Annotated in this window: 23 protein-coding genes; 11 read left to right on the forward strand and 12 right to left on the reverse strand. The window is 65.0% G+C overall.

What is annotated here, in order from left to right:
* Window positions 1-248: 248 nt before the first annotated feature.
* Window positions 249-1,280 (forward strand): TorF family putative porin, encoded by a 1,032-nt coding sequence (locus tag AAFG16_RS05640; protein ID WP_283083890.1) that lies wholly within the window; start codon window positions 249-251, stop codon window positions 1,278-1,280.
* Between the two features lie 265 nt (window positions 1,281-1,545).
* On the opposite strand, the gene AAFG16_RS05645 is transcribed toward AAFG16_RS05640, so the two are convergent.
* The gene (locus AAFG16_RS05645) at window positions 1,546-3,297 is read right to left on the reverse strand and encodes an ABC transporter ATP-binding protein/permease (RefSeq protein ID WP_342737935.1); all 1,752 of its coding nucleotides are present in this window, start codon (window positions 3,295-3,297) and stop codon (window positions 1,546-1,548) included.
* Window positions 3,298-3,615: 318 nt separating this feature from the next.
* Here AAFG16_RS05645 and AAFG16_RS05650 point away from each other — a divergent pair, with 318 nt between their 5' ends.
* Both AAFG16_RS05650 and AAFG16_RS05655 read left to right on the forward strand, forming a co-directional pair.
* On the forward strand, window positions 3,616-5,280 hold the full coding sequence (locus tag AAFG16_RS05650; RefSeq protein WP_283083892.1) for an L-lactate permease: 1,665 nt from the start codon (window positions 3,616-3,618) through the stop codon (window positions 5,278-5,280).
* Window positions 5,281-5,418: 138 nt separating this feature from the next.
* Entirely contained in the window at window positions 5,419-5,817 is a 399-nt protein-coding gene (locus AAFG16_RS05655; protein WP_283083893.1) for an META domain-containing protein, read from the forward strand.
* Between the two features lie 144 nt (window positions 5,818-5,961).
* Here the strand turns inward: AAFG16_RS05655 and AAFG16_RS05660 are convergent, their stop codons facing one another.
* From AAFG16_RS05660 to AAFG16_RS05670, 3 genes are all read right to left on the reverse strand, one after another.
* Window positions 5,962-7,173: a hypothetical protein gene (locus AAFG16_RS05660; RefSeq protein ID WP_342737938.1), complete on the reverse strand. Its 1,212-nt coding sequence runs from the start codon at window positions 7,171-7,173 to the stop codon at window positions 5,962-5,964.
* Between the two features lie 145 nt (window positions 7,174-7,318).
* Window positions 7,319-8,950 (reverse strand): chaperonin GroEL, encoded by a 1,632-nt coding sequence (gene groL, locus AAFG16_RS05665; RefSeq protein ID WP_283083895.1) that lies wholly within the window; start codon window positions 8,948-8,950, stop codon window positions 7,319-7,321.
* Window positions 8,951-9,067: 117 nt separating this feature from the next.
* Window positions 9,068-9,364 (reverse strand): co-chaperone GroES, encoded by a 297-nt coding sequence (locus AAFG16_RS05670; protein WP_027546050.1) that lies wholly within the window; start codon window positions 9,362-9,364, stop codon window positions 9,068-9,070.
* Window positions 9,365-9,677: 313 nt separating this feature from the next.
* Between AAFG16_RS05670 and AAFG16_RS05675 the strand changes: the two genes are divergently transcribed.
* Window positions 9,678-10,199 carry a hypothetical protein gene (locus tag AAFG16_RS05675; protein WP_283083896.1) on the forward strand — a complete coding sequence of 174 codons (522 nt, stop codon included), beginning with the start codon at window positions 9,678-9,680 and terminating at the stop codon, window positions 10,197-10,199.
* Window positions 10,200-10,392: 193 nt separating this feature from the next.
* On the opposite strand, the gene AAFG16_RS05680 is transcribed toward AAFG16_RS05675, so the two are convergent.
* Entirely contained in the window at window positions 10,393-11,178 is a 786-nt protein-coding gene (locus AAFG16_RS05680) for a protein phosphatase CheZ (RefSeq protein WP_283083897.1), read from the reverse strand.
* A 316-nt stretch (window positions 11,179-11,494) separates the two neighbouring features.
* Between AAFG16_RS05680 and AAFG16_RS05685 the strand changes: the two genes are divergently transcribed.
* Entirely contained in the window at window positions 11,495-12,307 is an 813-nt protein-coding gene (locus tag AAFG16_RS05685) for a L,D-transpeptidase (RefSeq protein ID WP_283083898.1), read from the forward strand.
* Window positions 12,308-12,578: 271 nt separating this feature from the next.
* On the opposite strand, the gene AAFG16_RS05690 is transcribed toward AAFG16_RS05685, so the two are convergent.
* From AAFG16_RS05690 to AAFG16_RS05710, 5 genes are all read right to left on the reverse strand, one after another.
* A complete protein-coding gene (locus tag AAFG16_RS05690; protein WP_342737943.1) occupies window positions 12,579-13,406 on the reverse strand; it encodes a DUF2076 domain-containing protein in 828 nt (275 codons plus the stop codon).
* Window positions 13,407-13,531: 125 nt separating this feature from the next.
* Window positions 13,532-14,377 (reverse strand): ChbG/HpnK family deacetylase, encoded by an 846-nt coding sequence (locus AAFG16_RS05695; RefSeq protein WP_342737945.1) that lies wholly within the window; start codon window positions 14,375-14,377, stop codon window positions 13,532-13,534.
* Window positions 14,374-15,411 (reverse strand): glycosyltransferase family 2 protein, encoded by a 1,038-nt coding sequence (locus tag AAFG16_RS05700; protein WP_342737947.1) that lies wholly within the window; start codon window positions 15,409-15,411, stop codon window positions 14,374-14,376. Before AAFG16_RS05700 ends, AAFG16_RS05695 begins: the two co-directional genes overlap by 4 nt.
* 87 nt (window positions 15,412-15,498) lie before the next feature.
* Entirely contained in the window at window positions 15,499-16,476 is a 978-nt protein-coding gene (gene hisG / locus AAFG16_RS05705) for an ATP phosphoribosyltransferase (protein WP_342737949.1), read from the reverse strand.
* A gap of 3 nt (window positions 16,477-16,479) precedes the next feature.
* On the reverse strand, window positions 16,480-17,631 hold the full coding sequence (locus AAFG16_RS05710; RefSeq protein ID WP_342737950.1) for an ATP phosphoribosyltransferase regulatory subunit: 1,152 nt from the start codon (window positions 17,629-17,631) through the stop codon (window positions 16,480-16,482).
* A gap of 564 nt (window positions 17,632-18,195) precedes the next feature.
* On the opposite strand from AAFG16_RS05710, the gene AAFG16_RS05715 reads away from it, so the two are divergent.
* Both AAFG16_RS05715 and AAFG16_RS05720 read left to right on the forward strand, forming a co-directional pair.
* A complete protein-coding gene (locus AAFG16_RS05715) occupies window positions 18,196-18,702 on the forward strand; it encodes a hypothetical protein (protein WP_342737952.1) in 507 nt (168 codons plus the stop codon).
* Between the two features lie 10 nt (window positions 18,703-18,712).
* Window positions 18,713-19,720, forward strand: a complete 1,008-nt coding sequence (locus AAFG16_RS05720) for a helix-turn-helix domain-containing protein (RefSeq protein ID WP_342737954.1) — start codon at window positions 18,713-18,715, stop codon at window positions 19,718-19,720.
* 41 nt (window positions 19,721-19,761) lie between these two features.
* Here AAFG16_RS05720 and AAFG16_RS05725 read toward each other — a convergent pair whose 3' ends face one another.
* The gene (locus tag AAFG16_RS05725) at window positions 19,762-20,520 is read right to left on the reverse strand and encodes a 16S rRNA (uracil(1498)-N(3))-methyltransferase (protein ID WP_342737956.1); all 759 of its coding nucleotides are present in this window, start codon (window positions 20,518-20,520) and stop codon (window positions 19,762-19,764) included.
* Between the two features lie 211 nt (window positions 20,521-20,731).
* Here AAFG16_RS05725 and AAFG16_RS05730 point away from each other — a divergent pair, with 211 nt between their 5' ends.
* Both AAFG16_RS05730 and ubiA read left to right on the forward strand, forming a co-directional pair.
* On the forward strand, window positions 20,732-21,394 hold the full coding sequence (locus tag AAFG16_RS05730) for a hypothetical protein (RefSeq protein ID WP_283086814.1): 663 nt from the start codon (window positions 20,732-20,734) through the stop codon (window positions 21,392-21,394).
* Window positions 21,391-22,323 carry a 4-hydroxybenzoate octaprenyltransferase gene (gene ubiA / locus AAFG16_RS05735; RefSeq protein ID WP_342737958.1) on the forward strand — a complete coding sequence of 311 codons (933 nt, stop codon included), beginning with the start codon at window positions 21,391-21,393 and terminating at the stop codon, window positions 22,321-22,323. The genes AAFG16_RS05730 and ubiA overlap by 4 nt, the downstream gene beginning before the upstream one ends.
* Window positions 22,324-22,436: 113 nt before the next feature.
* Here ubiA and AAFG16_RS05740 read toward each other — a convergent pair whose 3' ends face one another.
* Window positions 22,437-22,955, reverse strand: a complete 519-nt coding sequence (locus AAFG16_RS05740; RefSeq protein ID WP_283083907.1) for a DUF6101 family protein — start codon at window positions 22,953-22,955, stop codon at window positions 22,437-22,439.
* A gap of 279 nt (window positions 22,956-23,234) precedes the next feature.
* Here AAFG16_RS05740 and AAFG16_RS05745 point away from each other — a divergent pair, with 279 nt between their 5' ends.
* The gene (locus AAFG16_RS05745) at window positions 23,235-24,650 is read left to right on the forward strand and encodes a TldD/PmbA family protein (RefSeq protein ID WP_342737960.1); all 1,416 of its coding nucleotides are present in this window, start codon (window positions 23,235-23,237) and stop codon (window positions 24,648-24,650) included.
* Entirely contained in the window at window positions 24,637-25,452 is an 816-nt protein-coding gene (locus AAFG16_RS05750; RefSeq protein WP_342737962.1) for a 3'(2'),5'-bisphosphate nucleotidase CysQ, read from the forward strand. The genes AAFG16_RS05745 and AAFG16_RS05750 overlap by 14 nt, the downstream gene beginning before the upstream one ends.
* Window positions 25,453-25,483: the final 31 nt, after the last annotated feature.

Genomic DNA, 25,483 nt, shown 5'->3' on the forward strand with positions numbered 1-25,483 from the left:
TCTCCGTATTAACCCGGGCCGCCCGGTGCACTTTGGAATGCAAATAATGTGATCGAGAAGACACACAGCCCGACAACCTTTCGTGGAATCGCCAAAACGCCCAAAAAGTCGGCAGATGCTCGTGTTTTTTGCTTCACGGTTTCCCCGCCCCAATCCAAATTGCCGCAGTTACGAATTTTTGAAGTCAGTCGTCTGCCCCGGGGGGCTTCCGGGGGACTGGCTGGTGAGAACTGGTGATGGGGATCGAAATGAAGAAAGTAGCTTTGTTGGCAACGGCGCTGGCAATGGTGACGGGTTCGGCTTTCGCGGCAGACATGCCGGTCAAGGCATTGAAGGCTCCGCCGCCGCCCGCCTTCGACCCCTGGGACATCGCCTTCGGCGGCGGTATCATGAGCGACTACATCTTCCGCGGCGTGACCCAGTCCAACCACCAGCCGTCGGTCGCCGCTTATTTCGAGCCGCGCTACAACGTCAACAAGGACCTCCAGCTCTACGTTGGTACGTCCGCGGAGAGCATCTCGTTCCCGAACCGCGCTGCGGCTGAGGTCGACATCTACGGCGGTATCCGCCCGACCTTCGGTATGTTCGCCTTCGACTTCGGTATCTGGGGTTACCTCTATCCGGGCGGAAGCTGCTTTGGCTCGCAAGGCACCCTCGCTCAGGGCAATTGCGGCAGCAGCCTCGACAACTCGGTGGGCCCGATCGGCCTGCCGATCAACGGCAATTTCGCCAAGAAGGACGCGAGCTTCTACGAAGTCTATGCCAAGCTGAACATCACCCTGAACGATCAGTGGGCGGTCGGCTTCAACGAATACTACTCGCCGAACTTCCTGAACCTCGGCGCCTGGGGCAACTACGCTTCGATCACGGGCAAGTGGACCGCGCCCAGCACGACCTTCGGTGCCAGCGGCGTCGGCATGTATGTGTCGGGTGAATTCGGCCGTCAGTGGCTCGGCACCTCCGACATCTTCTACGGCATCGCGGGTGACCCGCGGTATGCCAACGGCATCAAGGAGCCCAGCTACAACACCTGGAACATCGGTGTCGGCTTCACCTACAAGGTGTTCACGCTCGATCTGCGCTACTATGACACCGACCTGTCGAAGGGCAATTGCAACGCCTTCACCAGCGACTTCTCGGCCACCAACTCCAGCCCCGGCTTCGTCACCCCGATCAACGGCGGTGCAAACGCAACCACGGCGTTCGGCTCCAACTGGTGTAGCGCTGCTGGCGTCGCCAAGCTCTCGGTCGACCTGACGGCGATGAGCAACCTGAAGTAAGGTTCTTCCCGAGACGACCTTACGAGGGCGGCAGGGCAACCTGCCGCCCTTTTGCTTTGGGAGGGCTGCCGGAGTTCGCTCCGGATGACCTGTGCGGTCAGGTTCGTTGCCGCTACAACGTCATGGCCGGGCTTGTCCCGGCCATCCAAGTTGCAGCCCGAGGCAACAAAGACGTGGATGCCCGGGCCTTCGCCCCGGGCATGACGAGTCGGTGGAAGCGGCTATCCAAAAACGCGCGTCCCGAACTGGCGCCGGTGTGCCCACCTCAGCGCGCCGCGGTCGTCTCCGCCTGGGCCGCCTCGCCCAGGGTGTGGATATCGCCGTCTTGCACCATCATCACCTTGCGGGTGTGGAAGGCATCCAGCGTCGAGCGGTGGCCGATCGAGACGATGGTGGCCTGCGGCAGCTTGTCCGCGAGCAGCCGGTACAGCCGGGCCTCGGAGGGCTCGTCCAGGGATGCCGTGGCCTCGTCCAGGAACAGATAGTCCGGCGTATGCAGCAGCGCGCGGGCGAGCCCCAGCCGCTGCTGCTCGCCGAGCGACAGGATCCGGTTCCAGTGACCGTCCTCGTCGAGCCGTTTGGCCAGCCGCGGCATGCCGACCGCGTTGAGCGCCTCCGCGATCTTCTCGGGCGCGACCGTGCCGTGCTCGGACGGATAGATCACGGCGTCGCCGAGCGGGCCGATCGGAAAATACGGCCGCTGCGGCAGCATCATCAGCCTGGCCTTTTCGGGAATGGCGATGCTCCCGGTGCCGAATGGCCAGATGCCGGCGATCGCCCGGAACAACGTCGACTTGCCGGAGCCGGATGGCCCGCTCACCAGCACCCGCTCCGCCGGCTCGACCGTGAAGGCATCGGCGCTGACCAGCGGCTCGCCGTTCGGCAGATCCACCAGCAACTGCGCAAGGGTGATTGCCTTGCCACTCGAGCGCGCAACGCCGATGGTCGGCTCGCGCGCGGCGAGGGTGGCGGCGGAGCTGACCGACATCTCGAAGCCGTCGAGACGGGCGACGATGGCGCGCCATTCGGCGAGCGAGCGGTAGGCCGTGACGAAGAAGGACAGCGCATCCTGCACGCTGCCGAAAGCCGAGCCGGTCTGCATCATGTCGCCGAGCTGGATGCGTTTGGCGAAGTAGGCCGGAGCGACCACGACGTAGGGAAAGATCGTTGCCGCCTGGCCATAGCTCGCCGTGAAGGCGGTGAGGCGCTTGGTCCGGCTCATGATCGCGTACCAGTTGGCGATGACGAAGCCGAAGCGGTGCAGCAGATGTCCTCGCTCCGCGCCCTCACCCTTCAACAGCGCGATCTGCTCGGAATTTTCGCGCACGCGGATCAGGTTGAAGCGGAAGTCGGCCTCGAAGCGCTGCTGCTCGAAATTGAGGTTGATGAGCGGAGCGCCGATCCAGTGCGTCAGCCCCGTGCCCAGGACCGCGTAGACCAGCGCGCACCAGACCAGAAAACCCGGGATGACGATATCGGTGCCGTAGATGTGCAGGGGGGCCTTGTTGGACAGGCCCCAGAGGATGACGACGAACGATGCCAGCGTCACGATCGACGACAGCAGACCAAGGCCAAGGACGAGCGTTTGCTCGACGAAGTTCTTGACGTCCTCGGTGATACGCTGGTCCGGGTTGTCGGCCGGGTCGCCCTTGAGCTGCATCCGGTAATGCGTGGCGCCTTCGAGCCATTCGCCGAGATAGTGTTGCGTCAGCCATCGCCGCCAGCGGATCTGGAGCCACTGGTTCAGGTAAAGCTTGTAGACGGCCACTGCGACGTAGGTGAAGGCAAGGCCGATGAAGATCCAGACCTCCATGACGAACTCGTTGAGATCGTAGGCCTGGAGCGCGCTGTAGAACCGGTTCTGCCATTGATTGAGCAGCACGTTGATCGCCACCAGCGTCAGCTCCATCGCGATGACGACGCCGAGCAGGCCGCGGCCGGCCCATTTGTCTTCCGATCGGAAATACGGACCGGCGATTCGCCAGACGACCGCGAGCGTGGCGCTGATGTTCTTCACAGAGCAGGATCTCCTCGAGGGGGGTGTGCACAAGTGCCGGGAGTCAAATGGCTGCGGCCATGCGGAATTTGGGTGCGCTTAGACTAAAGTCGCAAGTTCTGCAATTTGCGTTGGCTTGTCGCGGCTCGCAACCTTAGCATGGGCTTCGACGGCGCGGGGTGGGGGCCTCCAGGATTTCGCGAGCTTGTGAGCGGACGGGAACCGCCACAATTTGCAAGGAATTCGCGTCCAGCTCGGGGGTTATCTTCCCAGCGTCAAGCAGGCTTGGCCGTCCACGCAAGGCCGCCTGCCACAACACATGCGTGGGGGAGGAAGACCATGTGGAATCAAATCTATGATCCGCTGCACAGCCCCGTGCTGTCGACGATCGCCGCGGCGGTGCCCGTCGTCACGCTGCTGGTCCTGATCGCGAGCGGCCGCGTCCAGGCGCATATCGCAGCCGTCATCGCCGTGATCGTGACCAACCTGATCACGATCTTCGTCTTCACCATGCCGGCGAACATGTCGATCCGCGCCTCGATCCTCGGCATCGTGACCGGCTTTTTTCCGATCGGCTGGATCGTCCTCAACGTCATCTTCCTCTACCAGGTGACGGTCTCTACCGGGCGCTTCGAGCTGCTCAAGCGCGCAGTTGGCGGCGTCACCGAGGACCGGCGGCTGCAATTGCTGCTGATCGCATTCTCGTTCGGCGCCTTCTTCGAGGGCGCCTCGGGATTCGGCACCCCGGTCGCGATCACCGGCGCCGTCCTGATCGGCCTCGGCTTCTCGCCGCTCGCCGCATCCGGCCTGTCGCTGATCGCCAACACCGCGCCGGTGGCTTACGGCGCGCTCGGCACGCCGATCCAGGGCCTTGCCTCGGTGACCGGGCTCGATCCCTACATCCTCGGCGCGATGGTCGGCCGTCAACTGCCGTTCTTCTCGCTGATCGTGCCGTTCTGGGTGGTCTGGGCGTTCGCGGGCTGGAAGGGCATGAAGGACGTCTGGCCGGCGATCCTGGTCACCGGCGTGTCGTTCGCGATCCCGCAATTCGTGATCTCGAACTTCATCAATCCCTGGATCGTCGACATCGGCGCATCGCTGATCTCGATGGGCGCGCTGATCCTGTTCCTGCGCGTATGGCAGCCGCGGCAGCTCTGGCTGTCGCCGGCCCTGCGCGGCCATGATGAATCGGCCGCCACCATGGCGACGGCCAAGCCGCTCGACAAGACGCCGTTGACGCAAAGCGAGCTGTTCAGCGCGCTGCTGCCGTGGATCATCGTCTGCGTCGTGATGCTGATCTGGGGCAACGGTGCCTTCAAGACCTGGGCGAACGGGATCTTCGTCTGGAACTATCCAGTTCCCGAGCTGCACCAGATGATCAACAAGATGCCGCCGGTCGCGCCGGCGCCGACCAAGGAAGCGGCGGTGTTCGGCTTCACCTACCTGTCCTTCACGGGTACGGGCATGTTGATCGCGGCGATCATCTCCGGCTTCCTGATGGGCGTCGGTCCGGGCCGGCTGCTCGTTGAATACGGCCGCACCATCCGGCTCTGCGCGATCTCGCTGATCACGATCTCGGCGATGCTCGCGATCGGTACCTTGACGCGGCTCTCAGGCGTCGACGCGACGCTGGGTCTCGCCTTTGCCGCAACCGGCGTGCTCTATCCCTTCTTCGGCACGCTGCTCGGCTGGTTGGGCGTGGCGCTGACGGGATCGGATACGTCGTCGAACATCCTGTTCGGCAACCTCCAGAAGATCACGTCGCAGCAGCTCGGCCTCTCGCCGATCCTGATGGCGGCGGCGAACTCGTCCGGCGGCGTGATGGGCAAGATGATCGACGCGCAGTCGATCGTCGTCGCCTCCACCGCCACCAACTGGTACGGCCATGAGGGCACGATCCTGCGCTTCGTGTTCTGGCACTCGATCGTGCTGGCCTGCCTCGTCGGCGTGCTGGTGACGTTGCAGGCCTATGTCTGGCCGTTCACGGCAATGGTCCTGAAGTAGCTGTCGGCGTCCTGCTTCAACGCCAATCCCCGCGAGGCTCGCCCTCGCGGGGATTTTTGCATCGTGCGCAGGCGAACCTTCTCAACGGCGCCGCCGTCTTATAGAAGGTGCCGCAAATCGGGTCGGTCGAGAGGTGTCATGGTTTCGTTCAAGCTGGTGGTGTGTGCGGCGGTTGCAATGCTCGCGACGTCCGGCCTTGCTCGCGCCGAGGAGGGCTTTCCGTTCGGCACCGAGATGACGCTGGAGGCGCTGCCGCAAGCAGGCTCGAAGCGGATTCCCAACATCGAGATCGGCGACAATGGCGAGGTCGTGCTGGAGCTCTGGTGCAAGGGCGGCAAGGGCCAGTTCTCGGTCGCCGGCAACACCGTGATCTTCGTGCCCGGCCAGATACAGGATCGGTCCTGCCCGCCGGCGAGAGCCCAGGCCGACGACGACCTCGTCGCAGCGCTCGGCAGCATCGAAACCTGGAAGCGCCAGGGCGACGTGCTGACCCTGATCGGCCCGAAGCCGCTGCGCTTTCGCGTGAACGGGAATTAGCTCTCTCGCGTCCCGGACAAGGCGTAGCGCGCAAGCGCTACGACGCAGAGCCGGGACCCAGTTTCTTATCCGCGACTTCGCTTGTGACTTCTGGGACCCGGCTCCGCAGCGCTTTCGCGCTGCGTCCGGGGCACGAGAGTCACGTCACTTCCACACCGACTTGTCCGCGTCCCACCGCTGGCCCTTCAGCTCCTTGGCGAGCGCCTCGATTGAGCCGTTGTCGTCGGGCTGATCGCCTTCCTCGTCGGCCGAAGCGTCATCCGAGAGATTGAGCTTGGCGGCGCTGCTCTCGTCGGCGGTGCTGGTCGCGGGGCTGCCGATCCACAGCATCAGCTTGTCGGTGGTGCCCGGCTTGTCGGGCGAGATCAGGCCTGCGACCTCGATCGTGTCGGTGAGCTCGAGCGCTGGGAAATCCTGGTTCGGCCGCTTGAAGACCAGCTTGAGCTTGCCGGTGGCCGGGTTGAAATTGTGCGACACCGGCTTGGCTGCAAGCGTCCTGCTCAGCACGCCGGCGACGGCCGAAGCGAGCTTGTCGCGGTTGACCTTGTCGCCCTCGCGCCAGTCGGCGGCGGGAATGCGGATGGTGCGATCCATCTCGGTCATCCCCGCGGTCCAGCCGGCCGCGGTGACGCCGGTCATTGCCTTGAACTTGCCGAGCAGCGCGGCTGCACGCTCCGGATCGACCGACATGTTGATGGTCTGCTCGCCGGCGCGCAGCGCGTCGCAGCCGACCGAAAGGCTTGCCAGCGTCACCTCGACGTCCTGGCCCTTCAGGCTCTTCAGGAACTCGGTCGCAGCATCCAGCTTGATCTTGACCGCGATCGCCTCCGGCGAGACGTCGGTGAAATCCTTCGGCTGCGGCGTGATGCCGTCGTCGGAGGTCTGGTTGTCCAGAAACTCCTTTTCGCTGAGATCGGAATTGTCCGGCGAGGTCACCTCGGTCACGGCCTGGCCAATCGAAATCTGGCCTCGGAATTCGAACGTGTCTCCGGTCGGCTTGCGCAGCAGCTTGACGCTGACCGGCGATTTCTCGCCGAGGCTCTGCGTCGTGCCCGTCAGGTTCTGGCCGGCGACCTGGAGATTGACGACGAAGCGGTCCTTGCGCTCCGAATTCTTCGCGATGGGATAGCAGACGTCGAGCACGGCCGCTGTGACGGTCTTGCCCTGGCGCGTTTCCTTCAGCACCACGTCGGCATTGCCGTCCATCAGCCCGTCGATCGAGGTGAAATAGCGCGTCTCGGTTCCGCCCGGCGCGGCGGCCTTCGGCGACAATTTCATCTGGGCGGATGCGACCTCGGGCGAGGCGGCGAGCAGAGCGGCCAAAATCATCGTCGGGCAAACCAGGAGAGCGCGCATCGCCGAAATCCTCGAAGGAACAGAATCGGCCGCCACCGTAATTGGTTTTGGCCGTCGGTTGAATTGCAAAGCGTCAGGGAGAGGATCGGCAAAAAAGAAGGCCGCCCGGAGGCGGCCTTCGTAGGCGCTGTAATGAAGGATGGGCTTAGAAGCCGCCCATGCCACCGCCGGCGGGCATCGCGGGCGCGGCTTCCTTCTTCGGCATCTCGGCGACCATGGCCTCGGTCGTCACCAGCAGGCCGGCCACGGAGGAGGCGTCCTGCAGCGCGGTGCGAACCACCTTGGCGGGATCGATGATGCCCTTCTCGATCATGTCGACATAGTCCTCGGTCTGGGCGTCGAAGCCGAAGGTCTCGGACTTGTTTTCCAGGATCTTGCCGACCACGATCGAGCCCTCAACGCCGGCATTCTCCGAGATCTGGCGGATCGGAGCTTCCAGCGCCTTCAGCACGATGTTGATGCCGGCCTGGACGTCGGCATTGGCGTTGGTGAGACGGCCGACTGCCTTCTTGGCGCGCAGCAGCGTGACGCCGCCGCCGGGGACGATGCCTTCCTGCACCGCGGCGCGGGTGGCGTTGAGCGCGTCCTCGACGCGGTCCTTCTTCTCCTTGACCTCGATCTCGGTGGCGCCGCCGACGCGGATCACCGCGACGCCGCCGGCGAGCTTGGCAAGGCGCTCCTGGAGCTTCTCACGGTCGTAGTCCGAGGTGGTCTCCTCGATCTGGGCCTTGATCTGGCCGACGCGGGCCTCGATGTCGGGCTTCTTGCCGGCGCCGTTGACGATCGTGGTGTTCTCCTTGTCGATCACCACCTTCTTGGCGCGGCCGAGCATCTTCACCGTGACGTTCTCGAGCTTCATGCCGAGATCTTCGGAGATCAACTGACCACCGGTCAGGATTGCGAGGTCTTCAAGCATGGCCTTGCGGCGATCACCGAAGCCCGGCGCCTTGACGGCGGCAACCTTGAGGCCGCCACGCAGGCGGTTGACGACCAGGGTCGCCAGCGCCTCGCCCTCGACGTCCTCGGCGATGATGACGAGCGGCTTGCCCGACTGCACCACGGCTTCGAGCACAGGCAGCATGGCCTGCAGGCCGGACAGCTTCTTCTCGTGCAGGAGGATGTAGGCGTCCTCGAGCTCGGCGGTCATCTTCTCGGGGTTGGTGACGAAGTACGGGCTGAGATAGCCGCGGTCGAACTTCATGCCCTCGACGATGTCGACTTCGGTGTCGAGCGACTTGTTTTCCTCGACGGTGATGACACCCTCGTTGCCGACCTTCTGCATCGCCTGGGCGATCATCTTGCCGATGGCGGCATCGCCGTTGGCCGAGATGGTGCCAACCTGGGCGACCTCGGAGGAGGCGGCGACGGGCTTCGCGCGCTTCTCGATGTCCTTGACCACGGCCAGGACGGCGCTGTCGATGCCGCGCTTGAGGTCCATCGGGTTCATGCCGGCGGCAACCGCCTTGGCGCCTTCGCGCACGATGGCCTGGGCCAGCACGGTCGCGGTGGTGGTGCCGTCGCCGGCGAGGTCGTTGGTCTTGGAGGCGACCTCACGCACCATCTGGGCGCCCATGTTCTCGAACTTGTCCTCGAGCTCGATCTCCTTGGCGACGGTGACGCCGTCCTTGGTGATGCGCGGCGCGCCGAAGCTCTTCTCGATGACGACGTTGCGGCCCTTCGGGCCGAGCGTCACCTTGACGGCGTTGGCGAGAATGTCGACGCCGCGCAGCATGCGATCGCGCGCGTCTCCGGAGAATTTGACGTCCTTGGCAGCCATGGTCTGCAGTCCCTCGTGTTGCGTGATGTGTCTTGGTTCGTGCTGTGCGGCGGAATGATGGATGCCCGGATCGCGCGATCCGGGCATGACATTCAGCGGCCGTTCAGGCGGATGGCCTTAGGCCAGCACGCCCATGATGTCCGACTCCTTCATGATCAGGAGCTCTTCGTTGTCGATCTTGACCTCGGTGCCCGACCACTTGCCGAACAGGACGCGGTCGCCCGCCTTGAGGTCGATCGGAATCAGCTTGCCGGTCTCGTCGCGGCCGCCGGGGCCGACGGCAACGACCTCGCCCTGGGACGGCTTTTCCTTGGCGGTGTCCGGAATGATGATGCCGCCCTTGGTCTTTTCCTCGGCGTCGATACGTTTGACCACGACACGGTCATGCAGCGGACGAAATTTGGATTTAGCCATGACGTTTCCCTTTGGAGGCTCGCTTCGGAAGTAGTGAATTCGGTGGGGCGGCGCTACCGTTCCTCCTCTTCCCGAGGATCGAACGGCGCGCTTAGCAATCGGGCTTTCCGAGTGCTAAGAGTGGCCCGGGAATATGGCTTGGCCGCGATCCTGTCAAGCAAAGGTGGTTAAGCGATTGGTGAGGCGGATATAGGATGGTGGCATTAGAAACTTGGTCGGGGCGCCCGCGTATTAAAGGACGTCATTGCCCCGGCGGCAGTTTTGCGCTTGGCTGCGGGAGGGGTGCGGCCATGGTCTTGTTCGGGGGAATGCCATGATCAAATCAGCTCGCGCGCGCACGGTCGCCAATCTGGCCGCTGCCTCTGGCCTGGCGTTGCTGCTTGGCGCCTGCGGCGGCGGCATGAGCCTGCCGTCGTTCTCGTCCTCCCAGCCGGCACCCGAGGCCGAGCCCGGCGCCGGTCCTGAAATGCCGGCGAGCATCCGTGCCGACGAAATCGTCGGCCGCTGGGGTCTCGCCTCGTTCCAGAACCCGGCCGACCGCGCCCGCACCGAGGCTGCGGCGAGGGCCCAGTGCAAGAACCCCTACGTGATCACCGCCGGCTCCTCCGGTGGCGTGATCATGCATCTGGCCGACCAGGCCACCCCGCAGGAGCTGCGGCTGAAGGGCTCGCCCAGCGGCAAGAACTATATCGGACCGGCCGGCCCGACCCCCGGCGAGCAGGACCGCGAGATCGTCTCGTTCGACGGCCGCGTCCTGATCACCCGCTTCATCGACAAGGACGCCGCCACCCGCTACGGCAACATGGTCTACGTCCGCTGCGCGCCACGGGCGTAGTCTCTCTTCCTCTTCGTCATGCCCCGCGAAAGCGGGGCATCCAGTACGCCGCGGCCTCTCGATTCAATCACTGCCGTCTCTGGAATACTGGATCGCCCGGTCTTCGCCGGGCGATGACAGCGGGGGGGACGCCGCCAAAAACAAAAACGCCGGCCCCTGGGCCGGCGTTTTGCTTTGTCCGTGTCTCGCGCGCTCAGTCGAACAGCGCGTCGATGTCGTCCTGCGAGGCGTGGCCGACGTCGCCGGCGAGCTTCGGGCCGTTGAGGAGCTTCTCGTCGTCGCTGCGCTGATCGACCGGCGCCGGCACATGGGCCTTGATCGCGTCGACGCCGCCCCAGATGTCCATCATCGCATTGATGTGCTGCTCGATGAACTTCATCGTGGTCATGACCTTGCTGATGCGCTGGCCGGTCAGGTCCTGGAAGTTGCAGGCTTCGAAGATCGAGATGACGCGTTCCTGGATGTCGTCGGCGAGGCGCTTCTGCTGGTCGGCCGAGTCCACCTTGGACATCGCGCTGGCGGCCTGGTCGATCGACTCGGCGGCTTCGAGGATCTGCTGGGTCGCCTGCTCGGTGCCGCCGACGACCGCGCCGAGCTCGCCATTGACCTTGGCCATCTCGCCGCCGTCGAAGCTCTTGCCGTGCAGCGTCGCGATTTCGCGCTTGGTGCGGTCGATGGCGTCGTGGATCAGGTCGAGCTCGACCTTCAGCTTCTCGCACTGCTCGATCTGCGCCCGGTAGGTCTCGAGCATGGTGCGGGCTTCGGACAGTTCGTGGGCCGTGGACGCGTCGATCGCCGCCATGGCCGCGCTGCCGGACAGCGGGGCAGCCACAACGCCCTTCGCCATCTGTGCGCGGATCGCGCGCAACTCCGCCATGATCTCGCTATGCATCGGGCCTGCCTCTTCGGTTACGTCAAGAATCGGCATCTCGCCACCGACGATATCTTCGACGCGAAAACGTTTGCGGTGAACAGCCATCAGGATACTCCCCCCACCTCACTCACGCGTCTTTGTAGGCAGAAGCGATTTAACACGAAGTTCACAGCCGGAACTGTGTTTGCAGACGCGCGCGACGGCGCGCAAAGACGCGATTAACCATGCGTGCGCGGCATTCATCGAAAATAAACGCTGATCGCCAAATTGCAGCCCCGCGTGCGACGTGGTGAATCGAAACGCCCTTTCCGTTTACCAAACAAAACGGCTTTTGCTCTTTATTGACCACGTCGAGGGGCGCGATCAGCCATCAGCTCTCCATGACGCAAATGATCTAGACGAAACAGTACAGAGTACGTCGATGTTCAAGAAAATGTCTGTCGCGCTGCTCGGCAGCGCTTGCTCCTTCATGGCCGGCGCGAACAGCGCGAGCGCCTTCGACAACACGGTGCCGAACGACCCTCCTGCGGTGCTGTACGCCCCGCAGGTGCCCCCCGCGCCGGTGCGCGTTGCCTCCAATTCGAACATGGGCGGCGGCTTCATCGAGTTCCTGTTCGGCGATGGTCCTGGCCGCGGCCCGGCCTACGCGCCGCAAGCGCCGGTCTATCAGCAGCAGCCCGGCTATTACGACCAGCGCCGCCTGCCGCCGATGGGCGAGCCGCAGATGCAGGGCGGATATCAGCAGGGCGCGCTCCAGCAGGAAGCGATCGATCCGCGGCAGCGTCCGTTCGATCCGAGATTCGAGAAACAGATCGTTGACTATAGCGGCAAGGAAAGTGCCGGCACGATCGTGGTCGATACGCCGAACAAGTTCCTCTACCTCGTCGAGGGCAACGGCAAGGCGATGCGCTACGGCATCGGCGTCGGCCGTCCCGGCTTCACCTGGTCGGGCGTCAAGTCGATCACGGCAAAACGCGAATGGCCGGACTGGACGCCGCCGGCGGAAATGATCGCGCGCCGTCCGGATCTGCCCCGGCACATGGAAGGCGGCCCGGAAAACCCGCTCGGCGCCCGCGCGATGTATCTCGGCTCGACGCTCTACCGCATCCACGGCTCCAACGAGCCCTGGACCATCGGCACCAACGTCTCCTCCGGCTGCATCCGCATGCGCAACGAGGACGTCATCGACCTCTACGGCCGCGTCAATGTCGGCACCAGGGTCGTGGTGATGTGATCTCTCTTCCCTCTCCCCTTGTGGGAGAGGGTGGCTTCGCTGAAAGCGAAGCCGGGTGAGGGGTTCTCTCCTCACGAGCGGTTTCGCGAGCGGAGAGAACCCCTCATCCGGCGCCATAGCCGATGCGAAGCATCGGCGTTCTTAAGAACGGCGGCCGAAGGCCGCCTACGCCACCTTCTCCCGCAAGGGGAGAAGGAAGAGTCTCGGAACAAGACGCGAGAAAAAGGGCCGCCCATAGGGCGGCCCTTTGCATAGAGATACGTGTTGAGCCTTACGCGTAATCGCTGCCGCCGTCGTCACCGCCGCCGAAATCGCTGTCGTCGGCCATGTCCATGTTGCCGTTGTCGTGATCGTCGTCGTAGTTCTGGTCGTTGTTGTTGTCGCGATCGTTCGAGGCCTGGTCGGAGAAGCCCTGGCGGGAGTCGCGGTTCGAGCCGATGTCGCCGAGGCCGGCATCGCGCGCGAGCGAGCCGCCGGACTGATCGCCACTACCACCCCACGGACCGCCACCACCGCGTTCCTCGATGATGGTGGTGTCGCCGAAGGCCTGCTGGTGCCCTCCGCCCATCATGCCGCGGATGCTGGAGAGCAGCAGTGAGCCGCCGACGACGCCGGCCGCGGCTGCCGCCGCCGTGCCGAGGAACGAGCCGCCGCCACCGCCGATCGGCGGTGCGCCATAGGCCGGACCCTGACCTTGTCCGTAAGCCTGACCATAAGGCGGCTGGCCGTAGCCCGGCTGGGTCTGGGGCATCGCCTGGCCGGTGTTCCAGACCGGCCGCTGCTCACGCGGCGGCACGTTCGGAACCGAGCCGCGAGACTGGCTTCCGCCGAACAGCGTGTCGCGCATGGTGTCCAGGAAGCCGCCGGACTGCTGCTGCTCGGGCGCATGGGCCGCTTCCAGCTCCTGGATGCGGTTATGGGCGCGCTTCAGCGCTTCGTCCTGCAACAGCGTGGTCTGCACCAGGGCGTAGACCGCGCCGGGGGCCTTGCGCAGACCGTCGGAGATCGCGGTGATCGCGTCGGGATCGCGCGGTGCATTTTCCAGTTTCGAAAGCCGGTCGAAAAGCTCGTCAACGAGCTGGCGTTCCTGCGGCGTCATGATCAGTCTCCCTCGCGCAAACCAAGCGCGAGCAAGATGTAGGGTTCCATTGTGGCCCCAACAGTGCCGGCCATATTAAATTTCGTTATGCGACAAGCTGACCCGTGGCTTGTTTTGGCCGGGGTTCATCCCAGCGTGACGCCGCTGTCCGCCAGCAGGCGCGCAAAGGCATCGCCGGCAAGATACGCGTGCTCGCGCTCGCGAACGTCGGTCATCGGATCGAGGCCGGTGAGGACGTCATCGACGAAGCCGGGATGGCACATCACGAGGCCGCCGTCGGGCAGGCCCTGAAGGAATTGCCCCATCAACGCGCCGAAATCGGCGGCGCGCGTGAAATCATAGGCGCCGGCAAAACCCGGATTGAAGCTGAGGCCGGCGCTGGCGGCGCGGCGGCGGAATTGCGCGCTGAGGATGTCGAGCACCATGGCCTTTGGCGATGCGAGGCGCTGGACAAGCGGCAGGTCGCGGCCGCCCTGGCGCACCCAGGCGTTCGGCGCGCCCTCGCTGACGGCATCGACAAAGCCGTCGCGCACTTGCGGAAAGAGTTGCACATGCTGGTGGCCGTCGACGAAGTCCGGCGCGCGGCCGAACGCTTCCACGAAGGCCATCAGCTGCGCCTTCACCTCGTTGCGAAAGAATTCGCGGTCGAGCCGGCGCGCAAGGCCAGCTCGCAGCAGCTTTGGAAATGGCATGAACATGTCGCCGTCGAGCGGGCGGAAATGCATGGTCAGCGGCCGGAACGGCGCCGACAGCGTCACGTGCAGTCCGATCGCGCAGCGCGGGCTCGCCTTCACCGAGGCCTGGAGCGCCTCGACCTCGCCGCGCTCGATCGCGGGACCGACCATCATCACCGAGGTTGCGTTGAGACGGCCGCGTTCGATCAGGTCGCGGATGGCGCGGTTGACGCCGGGGCTGATGCCGTAATCGTCGGCGCAGAGCCAGATCCGCCGCAGGCTCGCGGCCGCGCTCATTCGGCCGCGGTCCTCTTGGCGGCTTCATCGGCCTCGAAATGCTTTTCGCTATGCTCGGCGACGAAGTAGATCGGGCGCGCCTTCAGCTCGGAGAGGATCTTGCCGATATATTCGCCGACGATGCCGATCATGATCAGCTGCACGCCGCCGATCGTCATCAGGCCGACCACGAGCGAGGGATAGCCGGGGACCTGCTTGCCCGTCGTGAACACCTCCCAGAGGATCGAGAGGCCAAACAGAAAGGCGATGCCGGCGAGGATGACGCCGAGCAGGCTGGCGAAGCGCAGCGGCGCCACCGAGAACGAGGTCAGGCCCTCGATGGAGAGACCGAGCAGTCGCGCGGCGTTGAAGGTGGTGACGCCATGGGCACGCGGCGCCGGCTCGTAATCGACGCGGATCTGGCGGAAGCCGATCCAGCTGGCGAGGCCCTTGAAGAAGCGGTTGCGCTCCGGCAGCTGCCGCAGCGCCGTGACCGCGCGCGGCGAGAGCAGGCGGAAGTCGCCGGCGTCCTCCGGGATCTTCTGGCGTGCGCCCCAGTTGATCAGCGCGTAGAAGCCATGCACGGCGAGCCGGCGCAGGAAGGTCTCGTTGTCGCGATGCGCCTTGGCGGTATAGACGACGTCGTAGCCGTCATCGATCCAGTGCCGCACCAGCTGCTCGACGAGAGCAGGGGGGTGCTGGCCGTCGCCGTCCATGAACATCACGGCGCCGAGCCGGGCGTGGTCGAGGCCGGCCATCAGCGCCGCCTCCTTGCCGAAATTGCGCGACAGCGACACCACCTGGATGTCGATCGCATCGGCCGGCAGGCTGCGTGCGATCGACAGCGTCGCATCCGCGCTGCCGTCGTCGACATAGACGACCTCGCAGGACAGGCGATAGCGCTGCCGCAGGGTCCTGGAGAGATCGCAGATGCGCTGGTGCAGGGCGGAAAGGCCCGCCGCCTCGTTATAGACGGGGACGACAATCGACAGCCCTTTTGCAGCGGCATTCGCTGCGGTGGTCGTCAGGGCGGAAACATCAGAGCCCAGCGTCATCGATCAAGGTTCCAGAGGCGTTCAAGGTCATCGGAGCAGCATATGGTAGCTGCCGTTTGCTGTCGCTACGCTGAACGGACCTGGGGCTCACTGCCGCAGGAACGCCTCGAGCCTGGCGAACAGCGGGTTTTCCCGGTCGAACACATAGTCGAGCGAGACCACCGAGACGGTCTCGGCGCCATGCTCGCGCAGGAAGCTCGCGAGCGCATAGAGCTGGCCCGGCGGGCAGTGCAGCGTCAGCATACCTGACGAGGTCGGGCCGCCGAACGGGGCTTCGACGCCGAACCGACTGTGGGCCTCGCCGAGCAGGGCGTCGTCGCACTGGCGGAAGCGGGTCCGAACCTCGCGGTATTTGTTGGCCCGCGCTCTTGCGGCGATGTGATCGAGGATGACGCGCGCGGTCTCGCGCGCCTGCGGCGACCAGTCGGCGTCTTTCGACGCCACAAGATTGGCCTGGCTGCGCAGGATCATGCCGTCATCGAGAACCCGCAAGCCGTTGGCGGCAAGCGTCGCGCCGGTGGTGGTGATGTCCACGATCAGTTCGGCGCTGCCCGCCGCCGGCGCGCCTTCGGTCGCGCCCGCGCTTTCGACGATGCGGTAGTCGGTGATGCCGTGGTTCTGGAAGAAGGCGCGGGTGAGGTTGATGAACTTGGTCGCAACCCGCATCCGCATGTGATGCTGCTCGCGGAAGCCGGTGGTGACGTCGTCGAGGTCGGCCATGGTGCGCACGTCGATCCACGCCTGCGGCACCGCGACGACGACGTCGGCATAGCCGAAGCCAAGCCCTTCGATCAGCGACACGCGCTTGTCGGCGTCCGCGATGTTCTCGCGTACCAGGTCCTCGCCGGTGACGCCGAGATGCGCGAAGCCGCGCGACAGCTGTGCGGCGATCTCGCTGGCCGAGAGGTAGGCGACCTCGACATTGTCGAGGCCCGCAATGGTGCCGCGATAATCGCGGGCGCCGCCGGCCTTCGACAGCTTGAGCCCGGCGCGGGCGAAGAACGCCTCGGTGTTTTCCTGCAGGCGGCCCTTGGAGGGAACGGCCAGAACGAACGGCGCGCTCATGACTTAAGCTCCCACCTTGCGGCCGATCCGGCTCAGCGCATCGATCCAGACCGAGAACCCGACCGCGGGGATCGGCTCGGCCGATCCAAGCTGGGTCATCAGCCCGTCATAGCGGCCGCCGGCGACCAGCGGCTCGGCGCCGTTGCCGCGGTGATGCAGCTCGAATTCGAAGCCGGTGTAATAGTCGAGGCCGCGCCCGAACGCGGTCGAGAAGCGTGTCTGCTTCACGTCGATGCCGCGCGCCGCCATGAAGCCGACCCGACTCTCGAACTGGTCGATTGCGGCAGCCAGATCGAGCTTCGCATCAAGCGTGAGCGCGCGCAGCGCGGCGATGGCGTCGTCCGGATTGCCTGATATCGACAGGAAGCGCTTGAGCACGGCGATCGCCTCGCGCGGCAGCGCGCCGCCCTTCAGCGTGGATTGCTCCAGGAAACGGTCGGCGATCTCCGCCGTGGTGCGGCCGCCGACATTGGTGGTGCCGGCGATCGACATCAGATCGGTGACGAAGGCCAGCGCCGCCTTGCGGTCGGAGCCGGCGAGTGCGGCGAGCACGCCCTCATATTCGCTGCGGGTCGCGGTGGCCGCGGCCGCCAGCTTCTCCAGATCTTTCTCCAGACTGATCTTGCGGTTGAAATCCTTGACCAGGCGGCGGCGCCAGACCGGAAAAAGATTCAGCGCGTCGAGCAGCGCATTGAACAGCGCGACGTCGCCGGTGCGGATCTCGACGTCGCGGACGCCGAAGGCGCTGGTCGCTTCCAGCGCCAGCGCCAGCATCTCGGCATCGGCCGCGGCGCGGTCCTGGCGGCCGAATGATTCGATGCCGGCCTGGAGGAATTCGCTGGCCTGGCCGCTGCGGTAGCGGAACACCGGACCGAGATAGCTGAATCCGGCCGGCTGGCCGGCGCGGCTAGATGCGAGGTAGTCGCGGGCGACCGGAATGGTGAGGTCCGGGCGCAGGCAGAGCTCCTCGCCGGAGAGGTCCGTGGTCAGGTACAGGCTCTTGCGGATGTCCTCGCCGGACAGATCCAGGAACGGCTCGGCCGGTTGCAGGATCGCCGGCTCGGCCCTGACATAGCCGGCCTGCGCGAACGACAAGAGCAGCGTATCCGCCCAGGCGGCGGAGCCGGCAGCATTTGAGGTGGCAGTCGCGGTCATCTCAGGGTCCATCGTCCCGGTAGAACCGGGCAGGGCAAGGGGAGGCGAATTGGCGCAGCCCTTAGCATGGCCCGAAAGCGGTTTCGACCTCCAATGGATCAATCCCTTAACGGCTTTGGAGCGGGGAGGCCGCAATCTCGCGGAAAGTGCTTCAGGTATTTTAATACCTCGGAAGCGCGAGGTGTGGCTTTCACTTGGTTTGGCCAGGGACGTCTATGCACACGTCATCGGTGGAAGCGAAGCCAAGTACTGCTGCTTCGAGCGCAGCGTGATCTGCGAACTGCTCGGTCAGCTTGAGAATTCTGCGCCTTTTGGCCCGGGTCCCTTATGCCGAGAAACCCCTTGATGAGTCGGAGTTCCTCGCGCCGCCGCACCCGAGCGACAGTCTCATTGCTGGTCGCTGATTTCGTCCGCCGCAAGCGACTCCCTGCAGCAACCGCAGGGCTCGACGTCACATTGAGAACTTGAGCGCGGTGGGCAAGTCGTCGCATACTCATTTTGGGTATGACGGGTCAACCGTTTGCTGCCGCCTTCGTTTACAGTGTGAACATTGGTTTCCGATTCATGCGCAATGCTCCAGATGTTATCCGGGCGGTCTCGCGGCATACGTTGGCCTATATGCTGTTCTCGATCAGCGAGATGTTCCGGCATTACGACGAGTTCGATCCGCTGGACCTTCTGATCGTTCATGCAATTCTCAACGCGAACGTCATCAATGTGATGAACGACCCGTCGCTGGACGAGAGCTTCTCCAGCATTCATGCGGTCGAGCCTGATGCGATCAAGCAAGGTGTGTCGCGGGCGGCGCTCTCTCGCTTCCTCAGCCTGCCGCTCGAGACAGTTCGCCGTCGCGTGACAGGACTTAAGAGGCGAAAGATTCTCGCCGAGACCAAGGCCGGGCTCATCGTGACCGAGCAGAACGCTTTCAGGTTTGGAAACAATCACGAACTGCAGAAGACCAATATGTTGTTCCTGACCAAGCTGCTTCGCGATCTCAAGCGCGCCGGCATCAACGGGCCGGACGATCTGCGCGTCCGCAAGGGCGCTGCATCCACGAGGAAGGCGAAATAAGCGGTAGGATATGGATCGAAGCCGTCTCAACATCGCTCGCGACGGAGCGCAAAAAGTAGCGGCGAACGGGGTGCTGTCGTTCCAGGGGCTGCGGCCATCCTCAGCCCTCGAGCTTCAATCGTACGACTTCGATCATTTCGGCGAAACCGAGCGATATGCCGGCGCATCCAGCATGCCGTTGTCTGCCGGGACAAGTGCCATCATGCGCGCCAGGCTCAGCCTGCCAAACATGACCCTCTCGCTGGTGAGGACCTTCCCGCGGATCATTCGCGGTTATGACCTGGCCCATGCCGTCGCCGTGGTGGTTCCGATGGATCATGTGACCGCGACTCGGATCAACGGGCAGACGATTGGCAGCTCGATCGTGATTCTAAAGGGGGTGTCCGACTGCCTGGTCTATGAGCCCGCGGGGCGCCTGATAGGTGTTGCGTATTTCAGTCCGCCCGGGCGCGAATCTTGGGCACAACTAAGCGACGGCTATCACCTGCTGAATACGGCACCTTGCATGCTCGCCGCTCTGCGCGGCTTGATCTCCGCGACGCTTGAAACCGCAGCCTATGATCCAGATTTCCCGGACGAGCCAGCCTCGCGAGGCGTCGTCGAGCAATCGCTATTCGGCGCCATCGATGCCGCAATCCGGACCGGCGTGAACAGTGCGCCTGTCCCATCCTTGACGAATCGCTATCGGCGGATCGTCGTGGACATGGAAGAGTCGATCCGGCGCAATCTGATGATCTGGCCCAAGACCACCGAACTGGCAGAGCAGATGGGCGTGTCTGTGCGGACTCTCCAGAGTGCGACGCTGGCCATCTGCGGCATGAGCCCGAATCGCTACAGCCGGGTCTTGCGCCTTTGGTCGGTGCGCAAGCAGCTGCGTGTCGGCCCGGCAGCGCGCAGTGTGAAGTCCTGCGCGATTGCGCATGGTTTCTGGCATCTCAGCGAGTTCGCGGCGAGCTACAGGGCAGCATTCGGAGAACTGCCGTCCGAGACCCTGCACCGGTCGCTGCGAGGGGAATAGGCTGGCGGCCGCAACTCACTTCGACTTCAGCGCATCAGGTGCTAGTCCCCGCCGCCGCCCCAATCGCCCAGCACCGCCTGCACCAGCGCCAGCGCCGCCACGGCGGCGGTGTCCGCCCGCATGATCCGGGGGCCCAGGGCCAGCCGGAGGATCTTGGGCTGCCGCAGCAGCAATGCCCGCTCTTCCTCGGCAAAGCCGCCTTCGGGGCCGATCAGCACGTCGATCCCCTGGCCCGCGGCCTCCCGCGCGTTTTGCAGGCTCTGGACGGAATTTTGGACATCTGCCGCCTCGTCGCAAAAGATCAGCAGCCGGTCGGCGGGGCGCTGGCTCAGGTAGCGCTCCAGCGGCACCGGCTCGGCGACGGTGGCGATGCTGAGGATGCCGCATTGCTCGGCCGCCTCGACGACATTGGCGTGCATCCGCTCGGTATTGACCCGGGAGGCCTGGCTGAACCGGGTCAGGACCGGTTGCAGCGTCGCGGCCCCCATCTCGATGGCCTTCTGGACCATGTAGTCGAGCCGGGCATGCTTGAGCGGGGCGAAGACGTAAGCGAGGTCGGCCAGCCGGTCCTGGGGTCGGGTCTGCTGTAAGATCACCAGCCCATCCGGCCGCTTGCGGCCCTCGATGGCGGCCTGCCACTCGCCGTCGCGGCCGTTGAAGGCCAAAACCTCGGCCCCGGCGGCCAGCCGCAGCACATTGCCGAGGTAATTGCTCTGGTCGCGGTCGAGCGCGACCTTGGCGTCCTGGGCGAGGGGAGCGTCGACGAACAGGCGGGGGGCGCGGAAATCGTGGGAGGGCATGGTCCAAAGGTCCGATTTGCCGGCGTTCTTAACCGAAAGCAGCACTTTCGGGGGTAAATATCGCCAAATTGGTGCGTCCCGACGCCGCGCTCTTGCCCTATTCGACGGGTTGTTAAGGGCCGGCGGGAATCGTAAAAACGCGAGCACGCTGGTTGCGCTTCAATTGGGAAGACGCCGAACCCCGTAAGCTCCTGCCGGAGAGACTATCTTGATGATCCGTCATTTGATGGTTCCGATCACTGCCGCCATGGTCAGCCTGGGCGCCGCGGGCGCCTATGCGCAAAGCGCCTTCCCGGCGCCGCTGCCGAACCAGGCCGCCAGCAGCTCGGCCTTTCCGCCCGTGAATGGCTCGGCCCCGACCGCCTCTGTCGGCGCGGCACCGCAATCCTCGTTTCCCGTGAATGGCGCTGCGCCCGTCGGCGGCGCCGGCGCCTTCAGCGCCGCTCCGCCGACGCAGGCCGGTCCCGGCGAGGACTGCATGAAGGCCTTCATTCCTCTGCGCGAGGAGGCCGAGAAGCGCGGCAAGTTGATCAAGGCCGCGAGCGACCGTCACGCTCAGCCGGACGAGGCCTGCAAGCTGATTCGCAATTTCAGCCAGGCCGAAACGAAGATGATCAAGTACATCGAGACCAACGCGGCGAAGTGCGGAATCCCGCCGCAGGTCGGCGCGCAGATGAAGGATGGCCACAAGAACACCGAGGCCATGGCGACGAAGGTCTGTAACGTTGCGCAGCAGATGCAGAACCAGCCGCGCGGTCCGGCCGGCCCGTCGCTGAGCGAGGTGCTGGGGTCGGGCTCGGCGCCTGAAGCCAATGCCGGCAAGAAGGGCGGCAGCACCTTCGACACGCTCAACGGCAACGTCCTCACCCGATGAGCGACACATCCGCCCGTGTTGCCGATTCCACCGGCAACTGGGTCGATACGCTCGCGCCGCAATGGGCGCGGCCTTACTTGCGCCTGTCCCGCTTCGATCGTCCGATCGGCTCCTGGCTCTTGTTGATGCCGTGCTGGTGGTCGGCGGCGCTCGCGAGCGGCATGGCGCACGACATCCGCCGCCTGCCGCTCACCATTGTGCTGTTCTTCATTGGCGCCTTTGCGATGCGCGGGGCAGGCTGCGCCTGGAACGACATCACCGATCGCGACCTCGACGCCAGGGTCGAGCGCACCCGCTCGCGGCCGCTGCCCGCGGGACAAATCACCGTGAAGCAGGCGCTGGCCTTCCTGGTCGCGCTGGCGCTGGTCGGCCTCGTCGTGCTGCTCCAGTTCAACCGCTTTGCCGTCGTGACCGGCATCGCCTCGCTCGTGGTCGTCGCCGTCTATCCCTTCATGAAGCGCGTCACCTGGTGGCCGCAGGTCTTTCTCGGGCTCGCCTTCTCCTGGGGCGCGCTGATGGGCTTTGCCGTCACCTTCGGACGCATCGATGTCACCGCGCTGGTGCTCTATGCCGGGTCGATCGCCTGGGTGATCGGCTACGACACGATCTATGCGCATCAGGATGCCGAGGACGACGCGCTGATCGGCGTCAAATCCACTGCGCGACTGTTCGGCGCGCACACCCACCAGGCCTTGATCCTGTTCTACGGTCTCGCGGTGGTGCTGATCGGTGTCGCACTGGCATCAGGCGATGTGCGCTGGCCGGCATGGCTCGGGCTTATGGCCTTTGCGGCGCATCTCGCCTTTCAGATCGCGCGGCTGAATATCCACGATCCGGCGCTGTGCCTACGCCTGTTCAAGTCGAACCGCGATGCGGGCCTGCTGCTGTTCGCGGGATTGCTGGCCGACGCCGTCATGAGGGCGGCGTAGGTCTCGTAGGGTGGGCAAAGGCGCCCTTGCGCCGTGCCCACGATCTTTCTCAATTCGATGGAAGAGGTGGGCACGCTTTCGCTTTGCCCACCTACGGCACCTGTGATGGCCGTTCAATTCCGCGCGATGATCTCGCGTTCGCCGTGATGAACCGGCAGTTCGCGCGCGATACCGGTACGGCGACGCATCAAAAATTTCGGACGGCGGGTGCGGATCGCGTTGGCGCGGCGACGGCGGGCTGCGGGCTTGCGCGCGCCTTCGTCTAGCTGCGGCAGCGCGAAGAGCTCGCTCCAGATCGCCCAGGCCTCGTTGAGTTCTTCGCCATCGGCGCTGACCAGCAGCGGAACGGAGAGCGAGGGATCGCGATGCACGAGGACGAGCGCCTGCGCCTCGTCATTGCCGCGCAGCGCGACGCCCACGAAGTCGCTGACGCGCACGTTGATCGCCATCTGCATGCCGCGGACGGCACGGCGCAGCACGACTCGTTCGCGATGAAGCTCGATCTGCCTGGTGTGTCCGTCGGCGCGCGGATCGTGCGCATCGAAGCGGACCGGAAGGGAAAGAGGGTCGAGCCGCAAGGAGCGGCTCGACCCGGCGGGAGCGACCCCGCATGTTGCTGTTTGACGCCTCACGGCTTTCATTCTCCCCGCCGGGATTATGTTCCCGGTCGATGCGAGGACCTTAGCGCGGCCATTTCCGAAACCGCTTAAAAAGGCTGGTTAATCCAACCTCACCGCCGCGCATGATTGACAAGACCTTGGCGCGCATGATTGACGAGACGTTGCTTTGGCCGTGCGAATCTGAGCCTTTTGCAGGCTGAAAGTGCTTGAAGTCCGCACCATTTGGGCACATCTGGTGGTCAGGGCGCCGGTCGCCCCGAAACCTCCCGCGCCCCCAACAGGATTTCGTTTGTGAACCCTTCACCAAGCTCGACGCTTTCGCCCCAGGGCTCTTCACAAGGCTCTTCAAAAGCCAATCGCGATCTGTTCGACCAGTCCGCGCTGTCCGATCTCGCACAGCGGCTGGTGGAGGCGGCGAGGCGCGCCGGCGCGGATGCGGCCGATGCGGTCGCGGTGCGCGGCGTCTCGCAGGGCGTCGAGGTGCGCGACGGCCGCGTCGAGGAATCCGAGCGGTCCGAGGGCGACGATGTCGGGCTGCGCGTCCTTGTCGGCCAGCGCCAGGCGGTGGTCTCGACCAACGACGTCAGCGGCGACGCCGTGACCAAGCTCGCGGAACGCGCGGTCGCGATGGCGAAGGTCGCACCATCGGACAAATATGTCGGTCTCGCCGATCCCGCGCTGCTTGCGCGCGATTTCCCCGAGCTCGATCTGCTCGATCCCGATGTGCCCGCAACCTCGGAGCTCGAGCGCCGCGCGCTCGCGGCTGAAGCCGCTGCGCTCGCCGTGAAGGGCGTGACCAAGTCGGGCGGTGCCTCGGCCTCCGCAGGCATGGGCGGCATGGTGCTCGTCACCTCGACCGGCTTCCACGGCTCTTATTTGCGCTCCAGCCAGGGCATCTCGGCCACCGCCATATCAGGCGAAGGCACCGGCATGGAGCGCGACTACGACTTCACCTCGGCGCCGCATGCCTCGGATCTGTTGTCCCCGGAGGTCGTCGGCCGTTCCGCCGGCGAGCGCACGGTGGCGCGCTTCAATCCGCGCAAGGTCGAGACCTGCAAGGTGCCCGTCGTGTTCGACCCGCGCGTTGCGGGCTCGCTGGTCGGCCATCTCGTCGGCGCCATCAACGGCGCCTCGATCGCGCGCAAGACCAGCTTCCTGAAGGACAAGCTCGGCCAGCAGCTGTTCGCAAAGAACATCCGCATTGTCGACGATCCCCTGCGCAAGCGCGGCCTGCGCTCGCAGAGCTTCGATGCCGAAGGCGTCGCAGTGAAGCGGACCGCGCTGGTCGACGAGGGCGTGCTGACGACCTGGCTGCTCGACTGCGCCACCGCGCGCGAGCTCGGCCTTACCACCACCGGCCATGCCCATCGCGGCGTGTCATCCTCGCCCTCGCCGGGGCCGTACAATCTGCATCTCGAACCCGGCACGCCGAGCCCGGCCGAGCTGATCGCCGACATCAAGCAGGGCTTCTACGTCACCGATTTGATCGGCTCGGGCGTCAACGGCGTCACCGGCGATTACAGCCGCGGCGCCTCCGGCTTCTGGATCGAGAACGGCGAGATCACCTATCCCGTCAGCGAGGTCACGATCGCGGGCCACCTGTTCGAGATCTTCAAGTCGATGCAGCCGGCCAACAATCTGGAGTTCCGCTACGGTATCAATGCGCCGACGGTGCGCATCGAGGGTTTGACGCTTGGCGGACGTTGACGCGCACTCCCTCGAAACCATCCTGACGCGTGATGCGGCGCTGCTGAAAGACACGGTGCGGGAGGCGGGCAGCCTTGCGCATTCGATGTTCCGCACCGAGCTGAAGAAGTGGATCAAGGGCGCGTCCTCGCCGGTCTCGGAAGCCGACATCGCCGTCAACGACCTGCTTGAGGCGCGCCTGCGCTCAGCGACTCCCGGCTACGGCTGGCTGTCGGAGGAGAGTGCCGACGATTCCACGCGGCTGTCGCGGCGGCTGACCTGGGTGGTCGATCCCATCGACGGCACCCGCAACTATCTCAACGGCCATGACGAATGGTGCGTCAGCGTTGCGCTGGTCGAGGATGCCGCACCGGTGCTGGCCGCGGTGTACGCGCCGGCCAGCGACGAGTTCTTCTTCGCGGCCCGCGGCCAAGGCACCACGCTCAACGGCAAGACCGTTCGGGCAGCGGGCGGATCGGCGCTCGACTTCTCCCGCGTCGCCGGCCCGAAGCCGATGGTCGAGCGACTCAATACCGACGGCGGCGACATCAGGCTGCATCCGCGAATCGGCTCGCTCGCGCTACGCCTGTGCCGGGTCGCCGACGGCGCGCTGGATGCGGCTTTTGCGGGGGGCAACAGCCATGATTGGGACCTTGCGGCGGCCGATTTGATCGTGCAGGAAGCGGATGGTAGGATGAGCGACCTCTCCGGAGATCCCATCCTCTATAACCGCCGGGAAGTGGCGCACGGGGTGCTGGTGGCAGCGGGTCGCGATCGTCATGCGAGCATTGTCGCGCATTTTCGAAACCGCCCCTTAGCCTGAAGCGCTTTCGTCGTGCTTGTCGGTCACTGCT

It is taken from the genome of Bradyrhizobium sp. B117, from assembly GCF_038969555.1.
Classification (GTDB): Bacteria; Pseudomonadota; Alphaproteobacteria; order Rhizobiales; family Xanthobacteraceae; genus Bradyrhizobium.

Coding starts and splice junctions, on each gene's coding strand:
- ubiA (WP_342737958.1), top strand. CDS start 21,391: ATGAGCGACACATCCGCCCGTGTTGCCGATTCCACCGGCAACTGGGTC.
- AAFG16_RS05670 (WP_027546050.1), bottom strand. CDS start 9,364: ATGGCTAAATCCAAATTTCGTCCGCTGCATGACCGTGTCGTGGTCAAA.
- AAFG16_RS05695 (WP_342737945.1), bottom strand. CDS start 14,377: ATGAGCGCGGCCGCGAGCCTGCGGCGGATCTGGCTCTGCGCCGACGAT.
- AAFG16_RS05650 (WP_283083892.1), top strand. CDS start 3,616: ATGTGGAATCAAATCTATGATCCGCTGCACAGCCCCGTGCTGTCGACG.
- hisG (WP_342737949.1), bottom strand. CDS start 16,476: ATGAGCGCGCCGTTCGTTCTGGCCGTTCCCTCCAAGGGCCGCCTGCAG.
- AAFG16_RS05660 (WP_342737938.1), bottom strand. CDS start 7,173: ATGCGCGCTCTCCTGGTTTGCCCGACGATGATTTTGGCCGCTCTGCTC.
- AAFG16_RS05640 (WP_283083890.1), top strand. CDS start 249: ATGAAGAAAGTAGCTTTGTTGGCAACGGCGCTGGCAATGGTGACGGGT.
- AAFG16_RS05715 (WP_342737952.1), top strand. CDS start 18,196: ATGCGCAATGCTCCAGATGTTATCCGGGCGGTCTCGCGGCATACGTTG.
- AAFG16_RS05680 (WP_283083897.1), bottom strand. CDS start 11,178: ATGGCTGTTCACCGCAAACGTTTTCGCGTCGAAGATATCGTCGGTGGC.
- AAFG16_RS05675 (WP_283083896.1), top strand. CDS start 9,678: ATGATCAAATCAGCTCGCGCGCGCACGGTCGCCAATCTGGCCGCTGCC.
- AAFG16_RS05685 (WP_283083898.1), top strand. CDS start 11,495: ATGTTCAAGAAAATGTCTGTCGCGCTGCTCGGCAGCGCTTGCTCCTTC.
- AAFG16_RS05700 (WP_342737947.1), bottom strand. CDS start 15,411: ATGACGCTGGGCTCTGATGTTTCCGCCCTGACGACCACCGCAGCGAAT.
- AAFG16_RS05725 (WP_342737956.1), bottom strand. CDS start 20,520: ATGCCCTCCCACGATTTCCGCGCCCCCCGCCTGTTCGTCGACGCTCCC.
- AAFG16_RS05690 (WP_342737943.1), bottom strand. CDS start 13,406: ATGACGCCGCAGGAACGCCAGCTCGTTGACGAGCTTTTCGACCGGCTT.
- AAFG16_RS05720 (WP_342737954.1), top strand. CDS start 18,713: ATGGATCGAAGCCGTCTCAACATCGCTCGCGACGGAGCGCAAAAAGTA.
- AAFG16_RS05655 (WP_283083893.1), top strand. CDS start 5,419: ATGGTTTCGTTCAAGCTGGTGGTGTGTGCGGCGGTTGCAATGCTCGCG.
- groL (WP_283083895.1), bottom strand. CDS start 8,950: ATGGCTGCCAAGGACGTCAAATTCTCCGGAGACGCGCGCGATCGCATG.
- AAFG16_RS05710 (WP_342737950.1), bottom strand. CDS start 17,631: ATGACCGCGACTGCCACCTCAAATGCTGCCGGCTCCGCCGCCTGGGCG.
- AAFG16_RS05730 (WP_283086814.1), top strand. CDS start 20,732: ATGATCCGTCATTTGATGGTTCCGATCACTGCCGCCATGGTCAGCCTG.